This is a genomic window from Pseudomonas sp. FG35 (assembly GCF_057809295.1).
On sequence record NZ_JBMDJR010000009.1, the window covers coordinates 34402 to 50443 of the forward strand.

Annotated in this window: 17 protein-coding genes; 5 read left to right on the forward strand and 12 right to left on the reverse strand. The window is 61.4% G+C overall.

The genetic code is table 11. The features are described 5' to 3' along the window. Positions 1 to 24: 24 nt before the first annotated feature. The 5 genes from ACODTD_RS18425 to ACODTD_RS18445 all read right to left on the reverse strand — a co-directional run bounded on the left by ACODTD_RS18425 (position 25) and on the right by ACODTD_RS18445 (position 5566). A complete protein-coding gene (locus ACODTD_RS18425; protein WP_011336404.1) occupies positions 25 to 1242 on the reverse strand; it encodes a multidrug effflux MFS transporter in 1218 nt (405 codons plus the stop codon). Further along, complete coding sequence (locus ACODTD_RS18430) at positions 1235 to 2191, reverse strand: diiron oxygenase (RefSeq protein WP_221615955.1); 957 nt, start codon at positions 2189 to 2191, stop codon at positions 1235 to 1237. The genes ACODTD_RS18425 and ACODTD_RS18430 overlap by 8 nt, the downstream gene beginning before the upstream one ends. After that, positions 2188 to 3261 carry a SagB family peptide dehydrogenase gene (locus ACODTD_RS18435; RefSeq protein ID WP_489105081.1) on the reverse strand — a complete coding sequence of 358 codons (1074 nt, stop codon included), beginning with the start codon at positions 3259 to 3261 and terminating at the stop codon, positions 2188 to 2190. The genes ACODTD_RS18430 and ACODTD_RS18435 overlap by 4 nt, the downstream gene beginning before the upstream one ends. 445 nt (positions 3262 to 3706) lie before the next feature. Beyond that, entirely contained in the window at positions 3707 to 4903 is a 1197-nt protein-coding gene (locus ACODTD_RS18440) for a class I SAM-dependent rRNA methyltransferase (RefSeq protein ID WP_011336401.1), read from the reverse strand. Positions 4904 to 5026: 123 nt separating this feature from the next. Next, positions 5027 to 5566: a type 1 glutamine amidotransferase domain-containing protein gene (locus tag ACODTD_RS18445; protein ID WP_201816650.1), complete on the reverse strand. Its 540-nt coding sequence runs from the start codon at positions 5564 to 5566 to the stop codon at positions 5027 to 5029. A gap of 227 nt (positions 5567 to 5793) precedes the next feature. Here ACODTD_RS18445 and ACODTD_RS18450 point away from each other — a divergent pair, with 227 nt between their 5' ends. The 3 genes from ACODTD_RS18450 (at position 5794) to ACODTD_RS18460 (ending at position 7840) form a co-directional block, all read left to right on the forward strand. After that, on the forward strand, positions 5794 to 6606 hold the full coding sequence (locus ACODTD_RS18450) for an HDOD domain-containing protein (protein WP_176247728.1): 813 nt from the start codon (positions 5794 to 5796) through the stop codon (positions 6604 to 6606). A gap of 28 nt (positions 6607 to 6634) precedes the next feature. Beyond that, on the forward strand, positions 6635 to 7447 hold the full coding sequence (gene mutM, locus ACODTD_RS18455) for a bifunctional DNA-formamidopyrimidine glycosylase/DNA-(apurinic or apyrimidinic site) lyase (protein ID WP_011336398.1): 813 nt from the start codon (positions 6635 to 6637) through the stop codon (positions 7445 to 7447). Positions 7448 to 7516: 69 nt separating this feature from the next. Then, positions 7517 to 7840 (forward strand): multidrug transporter, encoded by a 324-nt coding sequence (locus tag ACODTD_RS18460; RefSeq protein ID WP_489105082.1) that lies wholly within the window; start codon positions 7517 to 7519, stop codon positions 7838 to 7840. Between the two features lie 38 nt (positions 7841 to 7878). Here the strand turns inward: ACODTD_RS18460 and ACODTD_RS18465 are convergent, their stop codons facing one another. From ACODTD_RS18465 to ACODTD_RS18485, 5 genes are all read right to left on the reverse strand, one after another. Continuing rightward, positions 7879 to 8130, reverse strand: coding sequence for a YfhL family 4Fe-4S dicluster ferredoxin (locus tag ACODTD_RS18465; RefSeq protein WP_003195146.1), 252 nt, complete (start codon positions 8128 to 8130; stop codon positions 7879 to 7881). A 102-nt stretch (positions 8131 to 8232) separates the two neighbouring features. After that, the gene (gene coaD, locus ACODTD_RS18470; protein WP_003229157.1) at positions 8233 to 8712 is read right to left on the reverse strand and encodes a pantetheine-phosphate adenylyltransferase; all 480 of its coding nucleotides are present in this window, start codon (positions 8710 to 8712) and stop codon (positions 8233 to 8235) included. Positions 8713 to 8827: 115 nt separating this feature from the next. After that, positions 8828 to 10423 (reverse strand): GMC family oxidoreductase, encoded by a 1596-nt coding sequence (locus tag ACODTD_RS18475; protein WP_489105083.1) that lies wholly within the window; start codon positions 10421 to 10423, stop codon positions 8828 to 8830. A 42-nt stretch (positions 10424 to 10465) separates the two neighbouring features. After that, complete coding sequence (locus ACODTD_RS18480) at positions 10466 to 11011, reverse strand: twin-arginine translocation pathway signal protein (RefSeq protein WP_489105084.1); 546 nt, start codon at positions 11009 to 11011, stop codon at positions 10466 to 10468. Between the two features lie 24 nt (positions 11012 to 11035). Beyond that, a complete protein-coding gene (locus ACODTD_RS18485) occupies positions 11036 to 12466 on the reverse strand; it encodes a coniferyl aldehyde dehydrogenase (protein WP_236192212.1) in 1431 nt (476 codons plus the stop codon). A gap of 146 nt (positions 12467 to 12612) precedes the next feature. Here ACODTD_RS18485 and ACODTD_RS18490 point away from each other — a divergent pair, with 146 nt between their 5' ends. Next, positions 12613 to 13284, forward strand: a complete 672-nt coding sequence (locus ACODTD_RS18490) for a TetR/AcrR family transcriptional regulator (protein ID WP_011336393.1) — start codon at positions 12613 to 12615, stop codon at positions 13282 to 13284. Positions 13285 to 13312: 28 nt separating this feature from the next. Next, complete coding sequence (locus ACODTD_RS18495) at positions 13313 to 14167, forward strand: sulfurtransferase (RefSeq protein ID WP_489105085.1); 855 nt, start codon at positions 13313 to 13315, stop codon at positions 14165 to 14167. Positions 14168 to 14171: 4 nt separating this feature from the next. Here the strand turns inward: ACODTD_RS18495 and ACODTD_RS18500 are convergent, their stop codons facing one another. Both ACODTD_RS18500 and ACODTD_RS18505 read right to left on the reverse strand, forming a co-directional pair. Then, positions 14172 to 15002 (reverse strand): helix-turn-helix domain-containing protein, encoded by an 831-nt coding sequence (locus tag ACODTD_RS18500; protein WP_489105086.1) that lies wholly within the window; start codon positions 15000 to 15002, stop codon positions 14172 to 14174. A 3-nt stretch (positions 15003 to 15005) separates the two neighbouring features. Next, positions 15006 to 16004 (reverse strand): hydrolase, encoded by a 999-nt coding sequence (locus ACODTD_RS18505; RefSeq protein WP_011336390.1) that lies wholly within the window; start codon positions 16002 to 16004, stop codon positions 15006 to 15008. Between the last annotated feature and the right edge of the window lie 38 nt (positions 16005 to 16042).

Here is a 16042-nt window from a genome sequence, read left to right on the forward strand (position 1 = left end):
CGTGCGGGATGACGACCGGCAGGATTAATCGCTGTCCGGTTGCCCCTCGAGATCGTTGCGCCGGCTGATCCGCGCGTTCATTGCCAGTGCCACCCCGCTGAGTATCACGAAGCTGTAGCCCAGCGTGGATTGCAGATTGGTCGGGCTCAGGCTGATCAAGGCACTGATCAAGCCGCCGCAGATGAAAATGATCGTGCTGCCGGCCGAGGCCGAGGTGCCGGCGTTTTCCGGAAACAGACTCATGGCCCGGGACGTGGCCGCCGGCCGGGCAATGGTGGTGCCGGCGGTGCAGATCAGCATCGGGATCAGCACGGTCGCCGGAGCCAGTGCAAAGTTCGACGCCAGGTACAGCATGGCCACGCCGGCGAACAGGATCAGGCTCAGGCCGACGACCATCTGCTGGCCGCTGTTGATACGCCTGCTCAGCACGCTGGCGAGGATGCCCCCGGTGACGTAAGCCGCACCGTAGATCAGCAGGATCAACGAAAATTCGTAAGCGGTCAGTTGCAGCCGATCCATGAAGATCAGCGGCGAGATCACGATGAATGAAAAGTGGCAGGCGAATGCAAACGCTGAAATCAGCCAGTAACCGACGAAGTCGAAATCTCCCAGAACCCGTCGATAGGCCGTGAGGAAGTTCGTACGTGTGCCGCTGGCGCTCGGTCGGGAGTTCTCCAGAAACATCCAGGCCTTGAGCAGCACTGCGGCTGATAATGCGATGAATACCCAGAAACTGCCGCGCCAGCCCAATGTCGCCTGAAGAAAGGTGCCAGCCAGCGGCGATACCGAGATGAAAATCCCGCCGGCGGTCACCATCAGGATCCTCAGGCGATCACGTTGCTCGCCTTCAAACAGGTCCTGCACCAGCGCCTGTGACAGCACGAAGCAACCGCACCCCAGCGCCTGCACCACCCGAAAAATCAGAAACAGCGAATAGTCCGAGGTCATCACGCACCCGAGGGCACCGAGTATGGAAACGCTCATGCCGGCGAGCAGCAGTCCCTTGCGTCCGATCACATCCGACAGCGGCCCGATCAGCAACTGGGCGAAGGCAATCCCGACCGCAAACAGGCTGACCGACAGGGCGATGTCCGCCGGGGTGCGGCGAAAGTGTTCGGCCAGGGCCGGGAACGAAGGCAGCAGGACATCCAAGGGAAAGACACCGAGCAACACCATTGCCAGCAACAGACTGACAGCCCCGCGCCGCTGTCGTCGGGTCACCACAGATTGTCCGTCATCCATCGATCAGTCCTGCCCTGGCAAATAGTGTCTGGTTTTGAGGTTCGGTAAAAAATCCGGCTTTTTTCAATGCGCTCAATGTGGCGAGGCTGCCGGCCCGTGCCCGCTGCCGACGGGCTTGCGCCGTTGTCATCGTGCCGAGAATCTCCCTCACCGTCGTGTTTGCAATACCCGCGCCGCGGAGGCTTTCCTGGAGCCAGTGCTCATCCACGTCGAAGAAGATTTCCAGAATGTCGAGCAAGGTCGTCGCGGTAAACGTTCGCTGTCGCGGGTTCAGGTGCAACCAGAGGTAGTGGAACACTTCGGTGAAATAGCGGCTGTGGCGCGCCTCGTCTGTGAGGTGATCGCGCAACATGTCGTTGACGCCGGAGACGAGACTGTCGCGGCAGACATCCAGCAGTTCACGGGCAATGATGGTTTCCGAAACGAAACCCAGAAGAAAGCACGCCAGCGGACGTTGCTCCTGCCCGGTGCGTGCGATCAGCAGGTTCATCCGGGTGATCCGTCTGGGCATGACCGGGCGCCCGGCGATGGCGTAGAGGCTGGCGATCTGCTCCGCCACCTGACTGGAAAACAGCGCGTGATAGCCCTCGTCGGTGTACAGCTGGAGTGCGGCGGTTTTCATCGACGCCGGCACCGCGACCGGCAGTTCCCCGTGGACGATGGTTTCGACCGCGCGATTGACGATCCGGTGTTCAAGCAACGTGGTGTAGTCGAGAAAATGCACCAGATGCCCGGCAGTAAGCCGATGCAGCATCGATCGGCCCGCTGCTTCAATGGCCGGGTGGGCCAGATAGGGCAGGAACGTTGGCGGAAACCAGTACCGGGTCTCCAGTTGTTCCTGGACGTTGTCCGGCAACCGGTATTCGTGAGGGCTGGTGCGGACCGTGGCGCGGGTGTTCCAGTCACTCAGGGTGAACTGAAAGACCGGTTCCGGGGCGAGGGTGCTCATGGGTGTGTCTCATGCAGCAGGTCGCGCATTTCCTGACACATCGCCTGACCGTCGCTTTCCCCGCAGCCGACGAAGAACAAGGGTTGTTCCGCATTGTTATCGAGCTTCAGCAACGTTTCGACCTGATCATCGGAAAACGCACCCGTCAGCCAGGTGTTCATGCCCAGCGCTGTAGCCACCAGTTGAAACGTCTGCGAAAGGTGCCCGGCTTCGACGAACGCCATTCGATAGGCGCGCGAGTGCGGGTATTTCCACCAGAGCCGGTCGAAGCGGGCGGTGATGAACAGCCCCAATGGCAGGTTATTGATGAAATGCTGGCCCCCCAGCAGATTGCCAGGTGCAGTGTCGGGCAAAGGGTTGATGAAGCTCAGGGCGTGTTCGGCGGGGTGGTAGACATAAACCCCAGGCGTCAATCCGTCGACGTTCTGTACAAACACGAACCCGGCGCAGGCATTGAGCCCGCCCCCGGAAGGGCTGCTGCGCCGCGCGCCAAGTCCGTCGGCGATGCTGTCGTCGAAATCGGCTTCGCGTTCTCGCAGGTAGCCGAGGGACAGGTAAAGCAAGGTGCCGACATCGTCCAGCGACACGGCGGCACCGATGAAGGATCGGCAGGTCTTTCGCCGGATCAGTGCACTCGACAGGCTGTCGTCCTTCAGTGCCAGCGGTTCGGGCAGGGCGATGAGTGGGTTCGGACAGGTATCCGCAGGGATGTCGGCCGACGGTGGAGTGGCAAGCACTGTGTTGCAGTGCTCGAGGTATTGCCTGCACCATTCCTGAATGTTTCGGGGCGTGTGTTCGCACGGAATATTCCGAGTCCCGATATGGTAGATCCTGGACAGTTCATCCCAGCCCCAGACAGGTGTCGGAATTTTTGAAGAAGTCAGTATTCCGGCATTTAATAACTGTGTGTCTATTATGTTGCTGTTGTCATATAGGTCAGGGTCGTGGACAAGTTGCGCCAGTCGGGATGCATATTCAAGATCAAGTTCATGTTGAGTATGGTCTTTGTAATTCCAGACTATCTGGCCGGGCGTTCGTGGCAGTATGAATAAATAAGGGTTTATATGCATGTTGGGGCACGCTGCTCTGGATAGGTGCTTTGTCAGAGGCGCTGGGTAGCCGGCTATACCCAGCGCCCACCTTACTTAACGGGCTTTAGGTGCGATCAGAAAAGCCAGGTTTGCAAGGGTGCGGGATTCCAGAGTAATTGCTTTCATGATTGAACTCCTTGTTCATTGTTGCTTCGTGGTTAGTGGGTGTCACCTCCGTGGTGACGACTTAATAATAGTTTGTAATGGATTAATCGCAAGCAAATATTAAGTAGGAATTGTCCAGTAATTTTGTCGGAGTGATCTTTGGTGGGAATTGAGTTTGTAAGTTGAATTTCAGTAAATAAAGTATTCGCGGAAATATCCTGCACGTCTGCAGGACGATAAATGTAGGAAAGCAAAGTTCAGGACAAAAAGAAGGGGAGCCGTGGGCTCCCCTTTCGATAGCTTCAACGCCGTGCGTCTGTCAGCTGTTGGGCAGCAGGCGGCAGGTGATGCTCTTGATGTAGCGGGTTTCCGGGATGGCCGGGTGTACCGGGTGATCCGGGCCTTGGCCACCACGCTCCAGCAGCTGGATGTTGCGGTCCAGGTGACGGGCGCTGGTCAGCAGGATGTTCTGCAGGTCATCTTCCGGCAGGTGCATCGAGCACGAAGCGCTGAACAGGATGCCGTCCTTGTTGAGCAGGCGCATGGCTTGCTCGTTCAGGCGACGGTACGCGCCTTCACCGTTTTTCAGGTCTTTCTTGCGTTTGATGAACGCAGGCGGGTCGGCAACGATCACGTCGAAGCGCTCTTCGCTGGCCTTGAGTTCCTTCAGGGCTTCGAAGACGTCGCCTTCGATGCAGGTCATCTTGTCGGCGAAACCGTTCAGTGCGGCATTGCGCTCAACGCCGTCGAGGGCGAAACCCGATGCGTCGACACAGAACACTTCGCTGGCGCCGAATGCGGCGGCTTGCACGCCCCAGCCACCGATGTAGCTGTACAGGTCCAGCACGCGTTTGCCTTTGGCGTAAGGGGCCAGGCGGGCACGGTTCATGCGGTGGTCGTAGAACCAGCCGGTTTTCTGACCTTGAACCACCGGCGCTTCGAATTTCACGCCGTTCTCTTCCAGCGCCACCCACTCCGGCACCAGGCCGAAGACGGTTTCGGTGTAACGCTCGAGGCCTTCGGCATCGCGGGCGGCGGAGTCGTTCTTGAACAGGATGCCGCTTGGCTTGAGCACTTGGGTCAGCGCCGCGATCACGTCATCTTTATGCGCTTCCATGGTCGCCGAGGCGAGCTGCACCACGAGGATGTCGCCGAAACGATCGACCACCAGGCCCGGCAGCAGGTCGGAATCACCGTAGACCAGGCGATAGAACGGCTTGTCGAACAGACGCTCGCGCAGCGACAGGGCCACGTTCAGGCGATGCACCAGCAGCGACTTGTCCAGCGCCAGCTTGATGTCGCGCGACAGCAGGCGCGCGCAGATCAAGTTGTTCGGGCTCATGGCGACGATGCCCAGCGGCTTGCCGCCGGCGGCTTCGAGGACCGCCTGGTCGCCGGCCTTGAAGCCGTGCAACGGGGTCGCGGCCACGTCGATTTCGTTGCTGTAGATCCACAGGTGACCGGCGCGCAGGCGACGGTCGGCGTTGGCTTTGAGGCGCAAGCTAGGCAGGGACATGACGTCGCTCCGGAAAAAAGAGCGGGAGTATACCGTGTTGCGCCCTATGCCGGGTTTGGCGTGCGATGAAACGCGGCTGACCTCATCACGAGCGGGCCCGCCCCGTCTCCACGCGTTTATGCCCTATGCCGACAACGCGTCGATCAGCGCATTGCTGAACGCCGGAATATCGTCTGGTTGGCGGCTGCTGATCAGGTGTCTGTCTTTTACGACCTCCTGATCAACCCAGTTCGCCCCCGCGTTGACCAGATCGTCCTTGACGGTCTTGTAGCTGGTCATGGTCTTGCCATTGACCAGTCCTGCCGAAATCAGCAGCCAGCTGCCATGGCAGATCACTGCGATCGGTTTGCCGGCGGAGGCACCGGTCTTGACCAGATGCTGGGCGTCCTGGTCGATGCGGATGGTGTCAGAGTTCTGCACACCGCCCGGGAGCACCACGGCATCGTATTGATCGATGCTTGCGCCCTTGAAGGTCTGGTCGACCTTGAAGTCGTCCGCCGGTTTATCGTGATTCCAGCCTTTGACGCTGCCGGCTTCGGCAGAGAGGATGTCAACCTGCGCTCCGGCCTGCTCCAATGCCTGTTTGGGGCCAGTCAGTTCAACCTGCTCGAAACCATCGGTTACCAGAAAAGCGACGCGCTTGCCGCTGAGAGAAGTCGCCATCGTTAAGCTCCTGAGTCTGTTGGAATTACTGCCCGAGACCGATGCAGATCTGTTCCGGGCACTACAGATTCCGAAGGCTGGGGGAAAGTGAAAGTTCCTGCGAATTGCCCGCTGGTGTGTCGTCCGTCGGTTTTTAGAGGTTAGAATCGCCGCCTGTCCCAGAGTGTGTACTTATGTCCCAAGAGCTGACCACCGAACAGATTCAACAGTCCCTGCAAGGCATCAGCGTGCCCGCGCAGCCGCAGATCATGGTGGATCTGCAAATGGAGCAGTACATGCCCGACCCGGACCTGGAGACGATCGCCAAGCTGATCTCCCAGGATCCCGGCCTGTCCGGCTCGCTGCTGAAAATCGTCAATTCGCCCTATTACGGCCTGAGCAACAAGATCACCTCGATCAAGCGCGCGGTGAATCTGTTGGGCAGTCGCTCGATCATCAATCTGATCAACGCGATGTCGATCAAGGGTGAAATGAACGACGACACCATCGTCACCCTCAACCGTTTCTGGGACACCGCCCAGGACGTGGCCATGACCTGCCTGACCCTGGCCAAGCGCGTCGGCACCGAGGCCAGCGACGAGGCTTATGCCTTGGGTCTGTTCCACGACTGCGGCGTGCCGCTGATGCTTCAGCGTTTCCCGGATTACATGACGACGCTCGAAAAGGCCTACGCCAACGCGAGTGCCGAGCGCCGGGTCGTGGACACCGAGAACGACGTCTACAACACCAATCACTCGGTGGTCGGTTACTACACCGCGAAGTCCTGGCGCCTGCCGGAACACGTCAGCGCGGCCATCGCCAATCACCACAATGCCCTGGCGATCTTCAGCGATGAGACTTCGCGCAACAGTCAGATGAAAAACCTGCTGGCGATCCTGAAAATGGCCGAGCACATCTGCGCGTCGTACCGGGTGCTGGGCAACCAGACCGAAGACTTCGAATGGCAGGCCGTCGGGCCGCTGGTGCTCGAATACATCGGTCTCTCGGATTACGACTTCGAAACGTTGAAGCAGACGATCCGCGAACTTGGCGCGCACTGATTTAAGAAGCTGATGATTCGAGGAACTGATGCCTGAACTGCCGGAAGTCGAAACCACCCGCCGCGGTATTGCTCCGCACCTGGAGGGCCAGCGCGTCAGCCGGGTGATCGTGCGTGACCGGCGGCTGCGCTGGCCGATTCCCGAAGACCTCGATGTGCGCCTGTCCGGGCAGCGCATCGTGCTGGTCGAGCGGCGCGCCAAGTATCTGCTGATCAACGCCGAAGTTGGCACGCTGATCAGCCACTTGGGCATGTCGGGCAACCTGCGGCTGGTTGAGGTCGGGATGCCGGCGGCCAAGCATGAGCATGTCGATATCGAACTGGAGTCGGGCCTGGCCCTGCGCTACACCGATCCACGGCGCTTCGGAGCGATGCTCTGGAGCAACGACCCGCTCAATCACGAATTGCTGATTCGCCTGGGGCCGGAGCCGTTGACCGATCTGTTCGATGGCGAGCGGTTGTATCAGCTGTCACGCGGGCGCTCGATGGCGGTCAAGCCGTTCATCATGGACAACGCGGTGGTGGTGGGGGTCGGCAATATCTACGCGACCGAGGCGTTGTTCGCCGCCGGTATCGATCCGCGGCGAGAGGCCAAGGGCATTTCCCGGGCGCGCTATCTGAAGCTGGCGATCGAGATCAAACGCATCCTCGCGGCGGCCATTGAGCGCGGCGGCACCACGTTGCGCGACTTCATTGGTGGCGACGGGCAGCCGGGGTATTTCCAGCAGGAACTGTTTGTCTACGGTCGCGGTGGCGAGCATTGCAAGGTTTGCGGCACGGGGCTGCGGGAAATGAAGCTCGGCCAGCGCGCCAGCGTCTGGTGTCCGCGCTGTCAGAGCTGAGCAAGGCAGCCGAAAAAGTCCTACGGTCTATAGTGAGTTGTCTCACTGTTCAGCCCGAAGGATCGTGCCATGAAGTTGTTGCAAACCCTCATCGTTGCATCGCTGCTGTGCTTGAGCCTGACCGTTCAGGCAACGGAAGGCGGCAGCGGTGATCCTCGTTACGCCATCCAGAATCCACCGGCCTACGCCATGCTCGGTGACCTGCTGATTGCCCGACCGTTACTGGTGGTGGCAACGGTGATCGGTGCCGGGGCGTTCGTCGTGTCGTTGCCGTTCACCGCGCTGGGTGGCGGGATTGGCGATGCCGGGGAGGCGTTGGTGGTGGCGCCGGCGAAAGCGGCGTTCGTGCGTTGCCTGGGCTGCACCGGAGAGGGATTCGAGCAGCGTGAATGACGCGATCGCAGCCGGGAGCTGCGATCGGATTCAGTGGCTCAAGCCTTGCCGGTGATCTTGCGGTACTTCTCCATCAACTGTTCTTCAGTCTCCGGATGGGCTTCGTCCAGTGGAATGCAATCCACCGGACAGACCTGCTGGCACTGCGGCTCGTCGTAGTGGCCGACGCATTGGGTGCACAGGTTCGGGTCGATCACGTAGATCTCTTCGCCTTGGGAGATGGCGGCGTTCGGGCACTCGGGTTCGCAGACGTCGCAGTTGATGCAATCGTCGGTGATGATCAGGGACATGCTAACTCCAGCCGGGGCGGGGAGCCCGGGCGCTATGAATCAATGCGCGCAATTGTGCCGCATTGGCGCCCGTAGTGCACGCGGGCGCCGTTTGAACGGTCGTTACTTCTTGAAGCGCAGGGTCAGGGCGTCGGCCACCGCCGGGTGGACGAACTTGCTGATGTCGCCGCCCAGGGCCGCGATTTCCCGCACCAGGGTCGAGGAAATGAACGAATAACGCTCGGACGGGGTGAGAAACAGGCTCTCCACATCCGGCGCCAACTGGCGGTTCATGTTGGCCAGCTGGAATTCGTACTCGAAGTCCGACACCGCGCGCAGGCCACGCAGGAACACGTTGGCGTTCTGCTCTTTGGCAAAATGCGCCAGCAGCGTCGAAAAGCCGACCACTTCCACGTTCGGCAGGTGTTTGGTGACCTCGCGGGCCAGCTCGACCCGTTGTTCCAGCGGGAACAGCGGATTCTTTTTGGGGCTGGCGGCGACGGCGATGATCACATGGTCGAACAGGCGCGAGGCGCGTTCGACCAGATCGCCATGGCCCTTGGTAATAGGGTCGAAGGTACCTGGGTACAACACTCGGTTCATCGCGTCGTCCTGGCGGGAATCCGTTGGGGAGTCGGATGGTATCGCAGCCGTCCCGGTGGGGAAAGTCGCCTGTTGGGTAAGAAAGCACTATAGACGATCGGAAATTTCGTCTTTTTCACGGGTTTCTCAACCGTTCGCCGAGGGATGTCGCCAGTTGCGCCGTCAGACCATACACCGACAACTGCGGGTTGGCGCCGATGCTGGTGGGGAACAGCGAGCCGTCATGAATCGACAGATTGCGCAGTTGATGATGGCGGCCGAGGCTGTCGGTGACGGCGGTTTTCGGGTCCTCGCCCATGGCGCAACCGCCCATGACGTGGGCGCTGCCCAGACGCGTGCGATACAACTCCAGACTCAGGCTGTCGATCAATGAGCGGGCCTCGGCCAGGCTGTTCACGTAGCGCGCATCGGCGTGCATCGGCATCACCGCTTTGGCGCCACCGGCGAACTGGATCTCGGCCATGCTGTGGAAAGACCGGCGCAGACCCTGCCAGGTGTAAGGCGACACCTGATAGTCGAGCACCGGCGAGCCGTCACCGCGCAGCTCGACGCTGCCGCCCTGACTGTCCGGGTGAAAACCGTCACGCAGCAAGGCCAGCATCGCGTGGGTGTGCGGCAGGTCCGCCATGTGTTGCGCGCTTTCCTGACCAAAACCACCGAGCAACGTGGCGGCCAACGCCGGGTGCAGCGGCGGCACTTCGAGTTTGTAGGCCATCGGGCCGGTGGTGCCGTCCTTCCACTGGAAATGGTCCGAGTAAATCGACTGCGGCGCACCGTAGAACGGGTTGATGACCTCGTCGAAACGCCCGGCGGACATGTTCACCAGATGCAGGAAGGTGCGCTTGCCCAGGCGTTTGTGCGGATCCGGTGCGTCCGAACGCATCAGCAGCGCCGGGCTGTTGATCCCGCCGCCGGCCAGCACGTAATGCCGTGCCTTGACGGTGATCGTGCGTCCAGTCGGCTCGACGCAACGTTCGTCCATCGCCACGCATTGCAGGCCGATGACCTTGTCGCCGTTGATCAACAGCTTTTCGGCCCGGGCCAGATAAAGCAATTCTCCGCCCTTTTCCAGGGTTGCCGGAATGGTCGTGACCATCATCGATTGCTTGGCGTTGGTCGGACAGCCCATGCCGCAATAGCCGAGGTTCCAGCAGCCGCGCACGTTGCGCGGGATCACGTGCCAGCTGTAGCCGAGTTGTTCGCAGCCTTTGCGGATCACATCGTTGTTGGCGTTGGGCGGCACCATCCACGGGGCGACGCCGAGTCGCTGCTCCATTTTCTCGAACCACGGCGCCATGTCGGCGGCGCTGTGGCCTTTGACGTTGTGTTCTTTGGCCCAGTGTTCGAGGGTCGGCTCGGGGGTGCGAAAACTCGATGTCCAGTTGATCAGCGTGGTGCCGCCGACTGCGCGGCCCTGAAGGATGGTGATCGCGCCGTCCTTGCTCATGCGGCCGATGCCTTCCTGATAGAGGCTGCTGTAGGCCTGGTCTTCCAGCAGTTTGAAATCGCTGCTGGTCTTGAGCGGGCCTTCTTCGATCAGTAGCACTTTATAGCCGGCGGCGCTGAGGATTTCCGCCGTGGTGCCGCCACCGGCGCCGCTGCCGATGATGGCGACATCGGCTTCCAGGGTCAGGTCCTCGGTGAGTTGCGCGCCGTTGTAGGTTTTCCAGCCACGGGCGAGGCCTTCGCGAAACGGGTCGGGTACGGGCATCGATCAGGTTCTCTTATTATTGTTTTGCGTGGGTCGCCGGGCTCAAACGGCGGGTGGGCCAGGGTAACCGCAATGGGCCCAGGATTCGGTGCGGGTGTACCAGGCCATCATCACCATTTGCAGCAATGAGCTGTGGCCCATGCGCAGCAGGTTCAGCGAGCTGTTTTCCCAACGTTCGAGGAAGTGGCGGATCGCTTCGGGGCTGGCGTTTTCCCAACTGCCCCAGATTCCGGTCAATGGCCCGCGCGTCACGGCCATGCCCAGCACATCGAACAGTTGCCGGGTGAGCTTGAGCATTTCCGGCGACAGGTGGTCGAGGCTGTAATCCAGCGACTTCAGGGTTCCATCGACAGCGGCGGGCATCTTTTCCGCAGCAACGGCGCCATCCAGCATCACCGGAATCAGCGCGCGCAGAAACAGCAGATCACCGCTGCGCAACGTGGTGAATCCATTGGCCGATACGCTCGACGAACAGCCGCTGAGACTGGCACCAAGGCCAGCGGTGGCGAGGAAAGCCGTGGCGCCCAGGCTGAATTTCAGCAGGCCGCGGCGCGACAGGGCAGGTGTTTCGGTCAGGCTTGGGTGCATTGTTGTTATTACCCGGCGGTGACGTTAGCGAATGAACAGTTTCTGGATCAGTTTCTGAATGGATTTGCCGTAGGGCGGGTAGATCAGCTTCGCCGCGTTGAAGCGCTGTTTGACCAGCACGCCCTTGGCCTTGCTGAACGTCAGGAAACCTTCGTGCCCGTGGTAATGGCCCATGCCTGACGGGCCGATGCCGCCGAACGGCATGTCGTCCTGCGCCACGTGCAGCAGCGTGTCGTTGAGGCAGACGCCACCGGAATGGGTTTCGCTGAGTACGCGCTGCTGTTCGCGTTTGTCGTAGCCGAAGTAGTAAAGAGCCAGAGGACGTGGCCGCTGATTGATGTAAGCAAATGCCTGATCCAGATCCTGATACGGCACGATCGGCAGCAGCGGGCCGAAGATTTCGTCCTGCATCACCGTCATCTCGTCGCTGACATTCAGCAGCAGGCTGTGGGGCATGCGCCGGCCCTGGCCCTGGTCGAACAGCGGAATCAGCAGCGCGCCCTTGCTGGTGGCGTCGCTGAGGTAGCTGTTCAGTCGCGCCAGTTGGCGCTCGTTGATGATGGCGGTGTAGTCCGGGTTGTCGGCAAGCGTCGGATAAAACCCGCGCACGGCCTGGCGATAGGCTTCGACGAAACCACCGATGCGCGCTTCCGGCACCAGCACGTAGTCAGGGGCAACGCAGGTCTGCCCGGCGTTGAGGGTCTTGCCGAAGGCGATGCGTTCGGCGGCGTCCTTGAGCGGTACGTCGTGGGAGACGATGGCCGGGGATTTGCCGCCCAGCTCCAGGGTCACCGGCGTCAGGTTCTCTGCCGCTGCCCGCATCACGTGCTTGCCGACGCTGGTGGAACCGGTGAACAGCAAGTGGTCGAAACGCATTTTCGAAAACGCCACGCCGACATCAGCCTCGCCGAGCACCACGCACACCAGATCTTCGGGGAAGATCCGCGCCAGCAATTCCTTGAGCAACAGGCCGGTGGCCGGGGTCGATTCGCTGAGCTTGAGCATCACCCGGTTGCCGGCCGCGAGGGCGCCGGTCAACGGGCCGATTGCAAGGAACAGCGGGTAGTTCCACGGCACGATGACGCCGACCACGCCCAGCGGCTGGTACACGACTTTCGCCGATGCCGGTTGGAAAGCGACGCCGACTTTTCGCCGCGAAGGTTTCATCCATTGGCTGATGTGCTGGCTGGCGTAGTGAATGCCGTGCAGGCTCGGCATCAGTTCGGCGAGCAGGGTTTCATCGGCGCTGCGGTGGCTGAAGTCGGAGCTGATGGCGTCGATCAGGGCCTGCCGTTCGCTGCTCAGCAAATCGCGCAGGGCCTTGAGCCATTGCTGGCGCTGGGTTGCAGGCGGCATCGGGTTGGCGGCGTAGGCGGCGCGCTGCGCGTTGAACAGCCGGTTGAGCTCTTCCAGCGGCTGTTGCAGCGTTTGCAGGTAGGCAATATCGGCAGTCATTGTCAGCTCCGTAGGTATTGTTATGACGAGCTTTTTAGAGTCATTGCTCTAGAAAGTCAAATGGCTTCCTTGCGCATCCTGGTTTTATCCCGTTCCGGTTAGGTCGTAAGATGCCCCCCAACGCACTCTGAATTAAAGCTCAAGCCATGGCCCCACGGATCAAAACCAGCGAGCGCATCGTGCAGAACAGCCTTGAGCTGTTCAATCAGCAGGGCGAGCGCAGCATCAGCACCAATCACATCGCCGCCCACATGGAGATTTCTCCGGGCAATCTGTACTACCACTTCCCCAACAAGCAGGCGATCATCGCCGTGCTGTTCAGTGAGTACGAAAGCCTGGTGGACAGCTTTCTGCGTCCGCCCCAGGGGCGTGCCGCGACGGTCGAAGACAAGCGCTTCTATCTCAAGGAATTGCTGTCGGCGATGTGGCGCTACCGCTTTCTGCACCGCGATCTCGAACACTTGCTCGACAGTGATCCGGATCTGGCCGCGCGTTATCGCCGCTTCTCCCAGCGCTGCGTAATCCAGGGCGCAGCGATCTACGAAGGCTTTGTCGCTGCCGGGATCCTGAAGATGGACCGAGTGCAGATCGAATCCCTGACCCTCAACGCGTGGATCATCCTCACCTCGTGGGTGCGCTTCCTGTGCACGACCCGGGAGAACTCCAATTACCTCAGTGAACAGGCCATCAAGCGTGGCGTGTATCAAGTGTTGGTGCTGGAAGCAGGGTTCGTCACCGAGCAGGCCCGCGATGAGGTCAACGCCTTGTTCGAAGAGTTCTACGTGCCGCTGGCCCAGGCCCTCGAAGAAAGACCGTAATTCCATTTCCTCACTGGAGTCGTTCGCTATGCCGATTGCGCAACTGATCAGCCCGACCGCACTGGATGCCCGCAAGGCGCAACCGGGGCTGGTGATTCTCGACTGCCGTTTTGCCCTCGAAGACCCGGATTACGGCCAGCGCAGCTACGCCGAGGGGCACATTGCCGGGGCACATTTCGCCGATCTTGAGCGCGACCTCAGCGGCCCGGTGACCAAGGGCGTGACCGGTCGCCATCCGCTGCCGGAGCCGGCGGCGCTGATCGAACGCCTGCAAGCATTCGGCATCAACAATGACAGTGACGTGGTTTTGTATGACGACGGCCCCGGCGCCTATGCGGCGCGGGCCTGGTGGTTGCTGGCGTGGCTGGGCAAGCGCGACGGCGTGTTCATTCTCGATGGCGGGCTCAAGGCCTGGCATGCGGCGGGATTGCCGTTGAGTCTTGATCCACCGTCAGCGGGCCGGGGCAGCTTCAGCGGCCAGCCGGACATGAGCCTGCTGCTCAGCGCCGAGCAATTGCAGCAGCGCCTCGGCCAGCCGGCCCTGACCCTGCTCGATGCCCGCGCCTTGCCGCGCTTCAAGGGCGAAGTGGAGCCGATCGACCCGATCGCCGGGCACATTCCCGGCGCGCAATGCGCGGCGTTTACCGACAACCTGGGCAGTGATGGGCGTTTCCTGCCGGCTGATCAGCTCAAACAGCGTTTCGCCGCGAAACTCGGCGAGCGTTCGCCGAGCGATCTGGTGGCTTACTGCGGTTCCGGGGTGACGGCGTGTCACAACCTTTTCGCCCTCTGCCTGGCGGGTTATCCGTTGGGTTCGCTGTATGCCGGATCCTGGAGCGAGTGGATCAACGATCCGGGGCGCGGTATCGCTACGGGCGAATAAGCGATCAGCGATCCAGTCGCGCGCTGCGATAGGCCGCCGGGCCTACGCCATAAACCTGTTTGAACTGCCGGCTCAGATGGCTCTGGTCGGCAAACCCCAACTGCGTGGCGACTTCCACCGGCAGGCAGCCGCTCTGTAACAAGCCCCGTGCGCGGGCGATCCGCTGCTGCATCAGCCAGCTGTGCGGCGGCATGCCGGTGGCGCGGCGGAACACCCGGGCGAAGTGGAAGGGCGAGAGGTTCACGGCCGCCGCCAGTTCTTCCAGCGAGGGCGGCGCCGCCAGTTGCGCGTGCAGCAACTCCTTGGCCATCGCCACTGCGCGGTGCTCTTTGCCGGGCTTGCCGTTGATCTGCACCGCCGCGTGGCGCTGCAACAGCAGCATCATCATTTCCCGCCACACCGTTTGCTGTTGCAACGCGGTGGCGGGGCTTTCCAGCAAGCGATGCAACTGACAGAAACCGTTGACCAGATCCGGATCGCGATACAGCGTCGCACCGAAGGCCGGCATCGGTGCGGTCGGCAGTTCCAGTTCATTCAACAGCGCGACGATCTGCCCGGTGTCGGGGTAAAACGCCCGATATAGCCAGCCATCCTCGGTGCCCTTGTGGCCGTTATGCACTTCGTCCGGATTGATCAGCACCAGCGTACCGCTGCCCGCCAGGTGTTCGGCGCCGCGATAACGGTAGCGCTGGGCGCCGGCCATGATCATGCCGATCACATAACCGTCGTGGACGTGCGGGGCAAAACGATGCTCGATGTAGCGCGCGGTCAACAGCTCGACCCCGGCCAGAGGCGCGGCCTGCCAGAAACGGATCGACTCGCCCTGGTCGCTCATGACTCACTCGCGCCCCGCGTCGGCCAGCCACTGTGGAATCCGTCGCTCCAGGTAATAACCCGGCTGGCGGAGTGTGCCGTCGACGAAGCCGACATGCCCGCCCTTATTCTGCAATTCGAACTGGGTCGTGGCCGACAACTCATTGGCCGAAGGCAGGCTGTGGGGGAACACGAACGGGTCGTCGGCCGCCTGAATGATCAGGGTCGGCGTGCGAATCTCGCCGAGAAAGTAACGGCTCGACGCGCGGCGATAGTAATCCTCGGCATCGGCGAAACCGTGCAGAGGCGCGGTCACCCGGCCATCGAAATCCCAGAAGGTGCGCATGTTTTCCAGCGAGCCGAGGGCCGCCAGTGCAGCGAGACCATCCTCGCGGCCGTCGTGCTGGAACTGGCGCTGCTTGTTCTTGATGTAGGCGACCATCTCGCGCATGAAGTGCGCCTGATAGACCTTCGAGAAACCCTGGCCGATACGGTCGGCACATTGATCCAGGCGAAACGGCACCGACACCGCCACCGCACCGAGCACGCCGCTGGCGCTGCCGGTTTCCCCCAGATGCTTGAGCAGCACGTTGCCGCCGAGGGAATAGCCGACCGCATACAACGGCGCCAGTGGCCGCTTGGCCTTCAGGTGGCGGAGGGTTTCGGCGAGGTCTTCGCTGGCGCCGGAATGGTAGCTGCGCGGCAACAGGTTCGGCTCGCCGGAGCAGCCGCGCCAGTTCAGCGCAACACTGGCCCAGCCTTGCGCGGCGAGCGCTGCCTGGATTCCGGCCACGTAAGGCGAATTGGAAGAACCGGTCAGCCCGTGCAATACCAGCACCAATGGCGCCTCGGCACTGTGCGGGCCATACCAGTCCAGATCCAGAAAGTCGCCGTCGTCCAGCCACAGCCGTTCGCGCTGGCGATCAAGGTGCACGGTTTTACGCCACAGCGGCCCCCACAAGGTTTGCAGGTGCGGATTGCCGAGGCCGAAGGCGGGGATGAACGTTTTTGACGAAGGGGACACGATTGCTCTCGATGCAGCGCAGCGAGCCTCGGCTGAGA

Excerpts from the sequence above, each read along its gene's own strand:
- ACODTD_RS18425 (WP_011336404.1), bottom strand. The coding sequence starts at position 1,242 with ATGGATGACGGACAATCTGTGGTGACCCGACGACAGCGGCGCGGGGCT.
- ACODTD_RS18430 (WP_221615955.1), bottom strand. The coding sequence starts at position 2,191 with ATGAGCACCCTCGCCCCGGAACCGGTCTTTCAGTTCACCCTGAGTGAC.
- ACODTD_RS18435 (WP_489105081.1), bottom strand. The coding sequence starts at position 3,261 with ATGCATATAAACCCTTATTTATTCATACTGCCACGAACGCCCGGCCAG.
- ACODTD_RS18440 (WP_011336401.1), bottom strand. The coding sequence starts at position 4,903 with ATGTCCCTGCCTAGCTTGCGCCTCAAAGCCAACGCCGACCGTCGCCTG.
- ACODTD_RS18445 (WP_201816650.1), bottom strand. The coding sequence starts at position 5,566 with ATGGCGACTTCTCTCAGCGGCAAGCGCGTCGCTTTTCTGGTAACCGAT.
- mutM (WP_011336398.1), top strand. The coding sequence starts at position 6,635 with ATGCCTGAACTGCCGGAAGTCGAAACCACCCGCCGCGGTATTGCTCCG.
- ACODTD_RS18460 (WP_489105082.1), top strand. The coding sequence starts at position 7,517 with ATGAAGTTGTTGCAAACCCTCATCGTTGCATCGCTGCTGTGCTTGAGC.
- ACODTD_RS18465 (WP_003195146.1), bottom strand. The coding sequence starts at position 8,130 with ATGTCCCTGATCATCACCGACGATTGCATCAACTGCGACGTCTGCGAA.
- coaD (WP_003229157.1), bottom strand. The coding sequence starts at position 8,712 with ATGAACCGAGTGTTGTACCCAGGTACCTTCGACCCTATTACCAAGGGC.
- ACODTD_RS18475 (WP_489105083.1), bottom strand. The coding sequence starts at position 10,423 with ATGCCCGTACCCGACCCGTTTCGCGAAGGCCTCGCCCGTGGCTGGAAA.
- ACODTD_RS18480 (WP_489105084.1), bottom strand. The coding sequence starts at position 11,011 with ATGCACCCAAGCCTGACCGAAACACCTGCCCTGTCGCGCCGCGGCCTG.
- ACODTD_RS18485 (WP_236192212.1), bottom strand. The coding sequence starts at position 12,466 with ATGACTGCCGATATTGCCTACCTGCAAACGCTGCAACAGCCGCTGGAA.
- ACODTD_RS18490 (WP_011336393.1), top strand. The coding sequence starts at position 12,613 with ATGGCCCCACGGATCAAAACCAGCGAGCGCATCGTGCAGAACAGCCTT.
- ACODTD_RS18495 (WP_489105085.1), top strand. The coding sequence starts at position 13,313 with ATGCCGATTGCGCAACTGATCAGCCCGACCGCACTGGATGCCCGCAAG.
- ACODTD_RS18500 (WP_489105086.1), bottom strand. The coding sequence starts at position 15,002 with ATGAGCGACCAGGGCGAGTCGATCCGTTTCTGGCAGGCCGCGCCTCTG.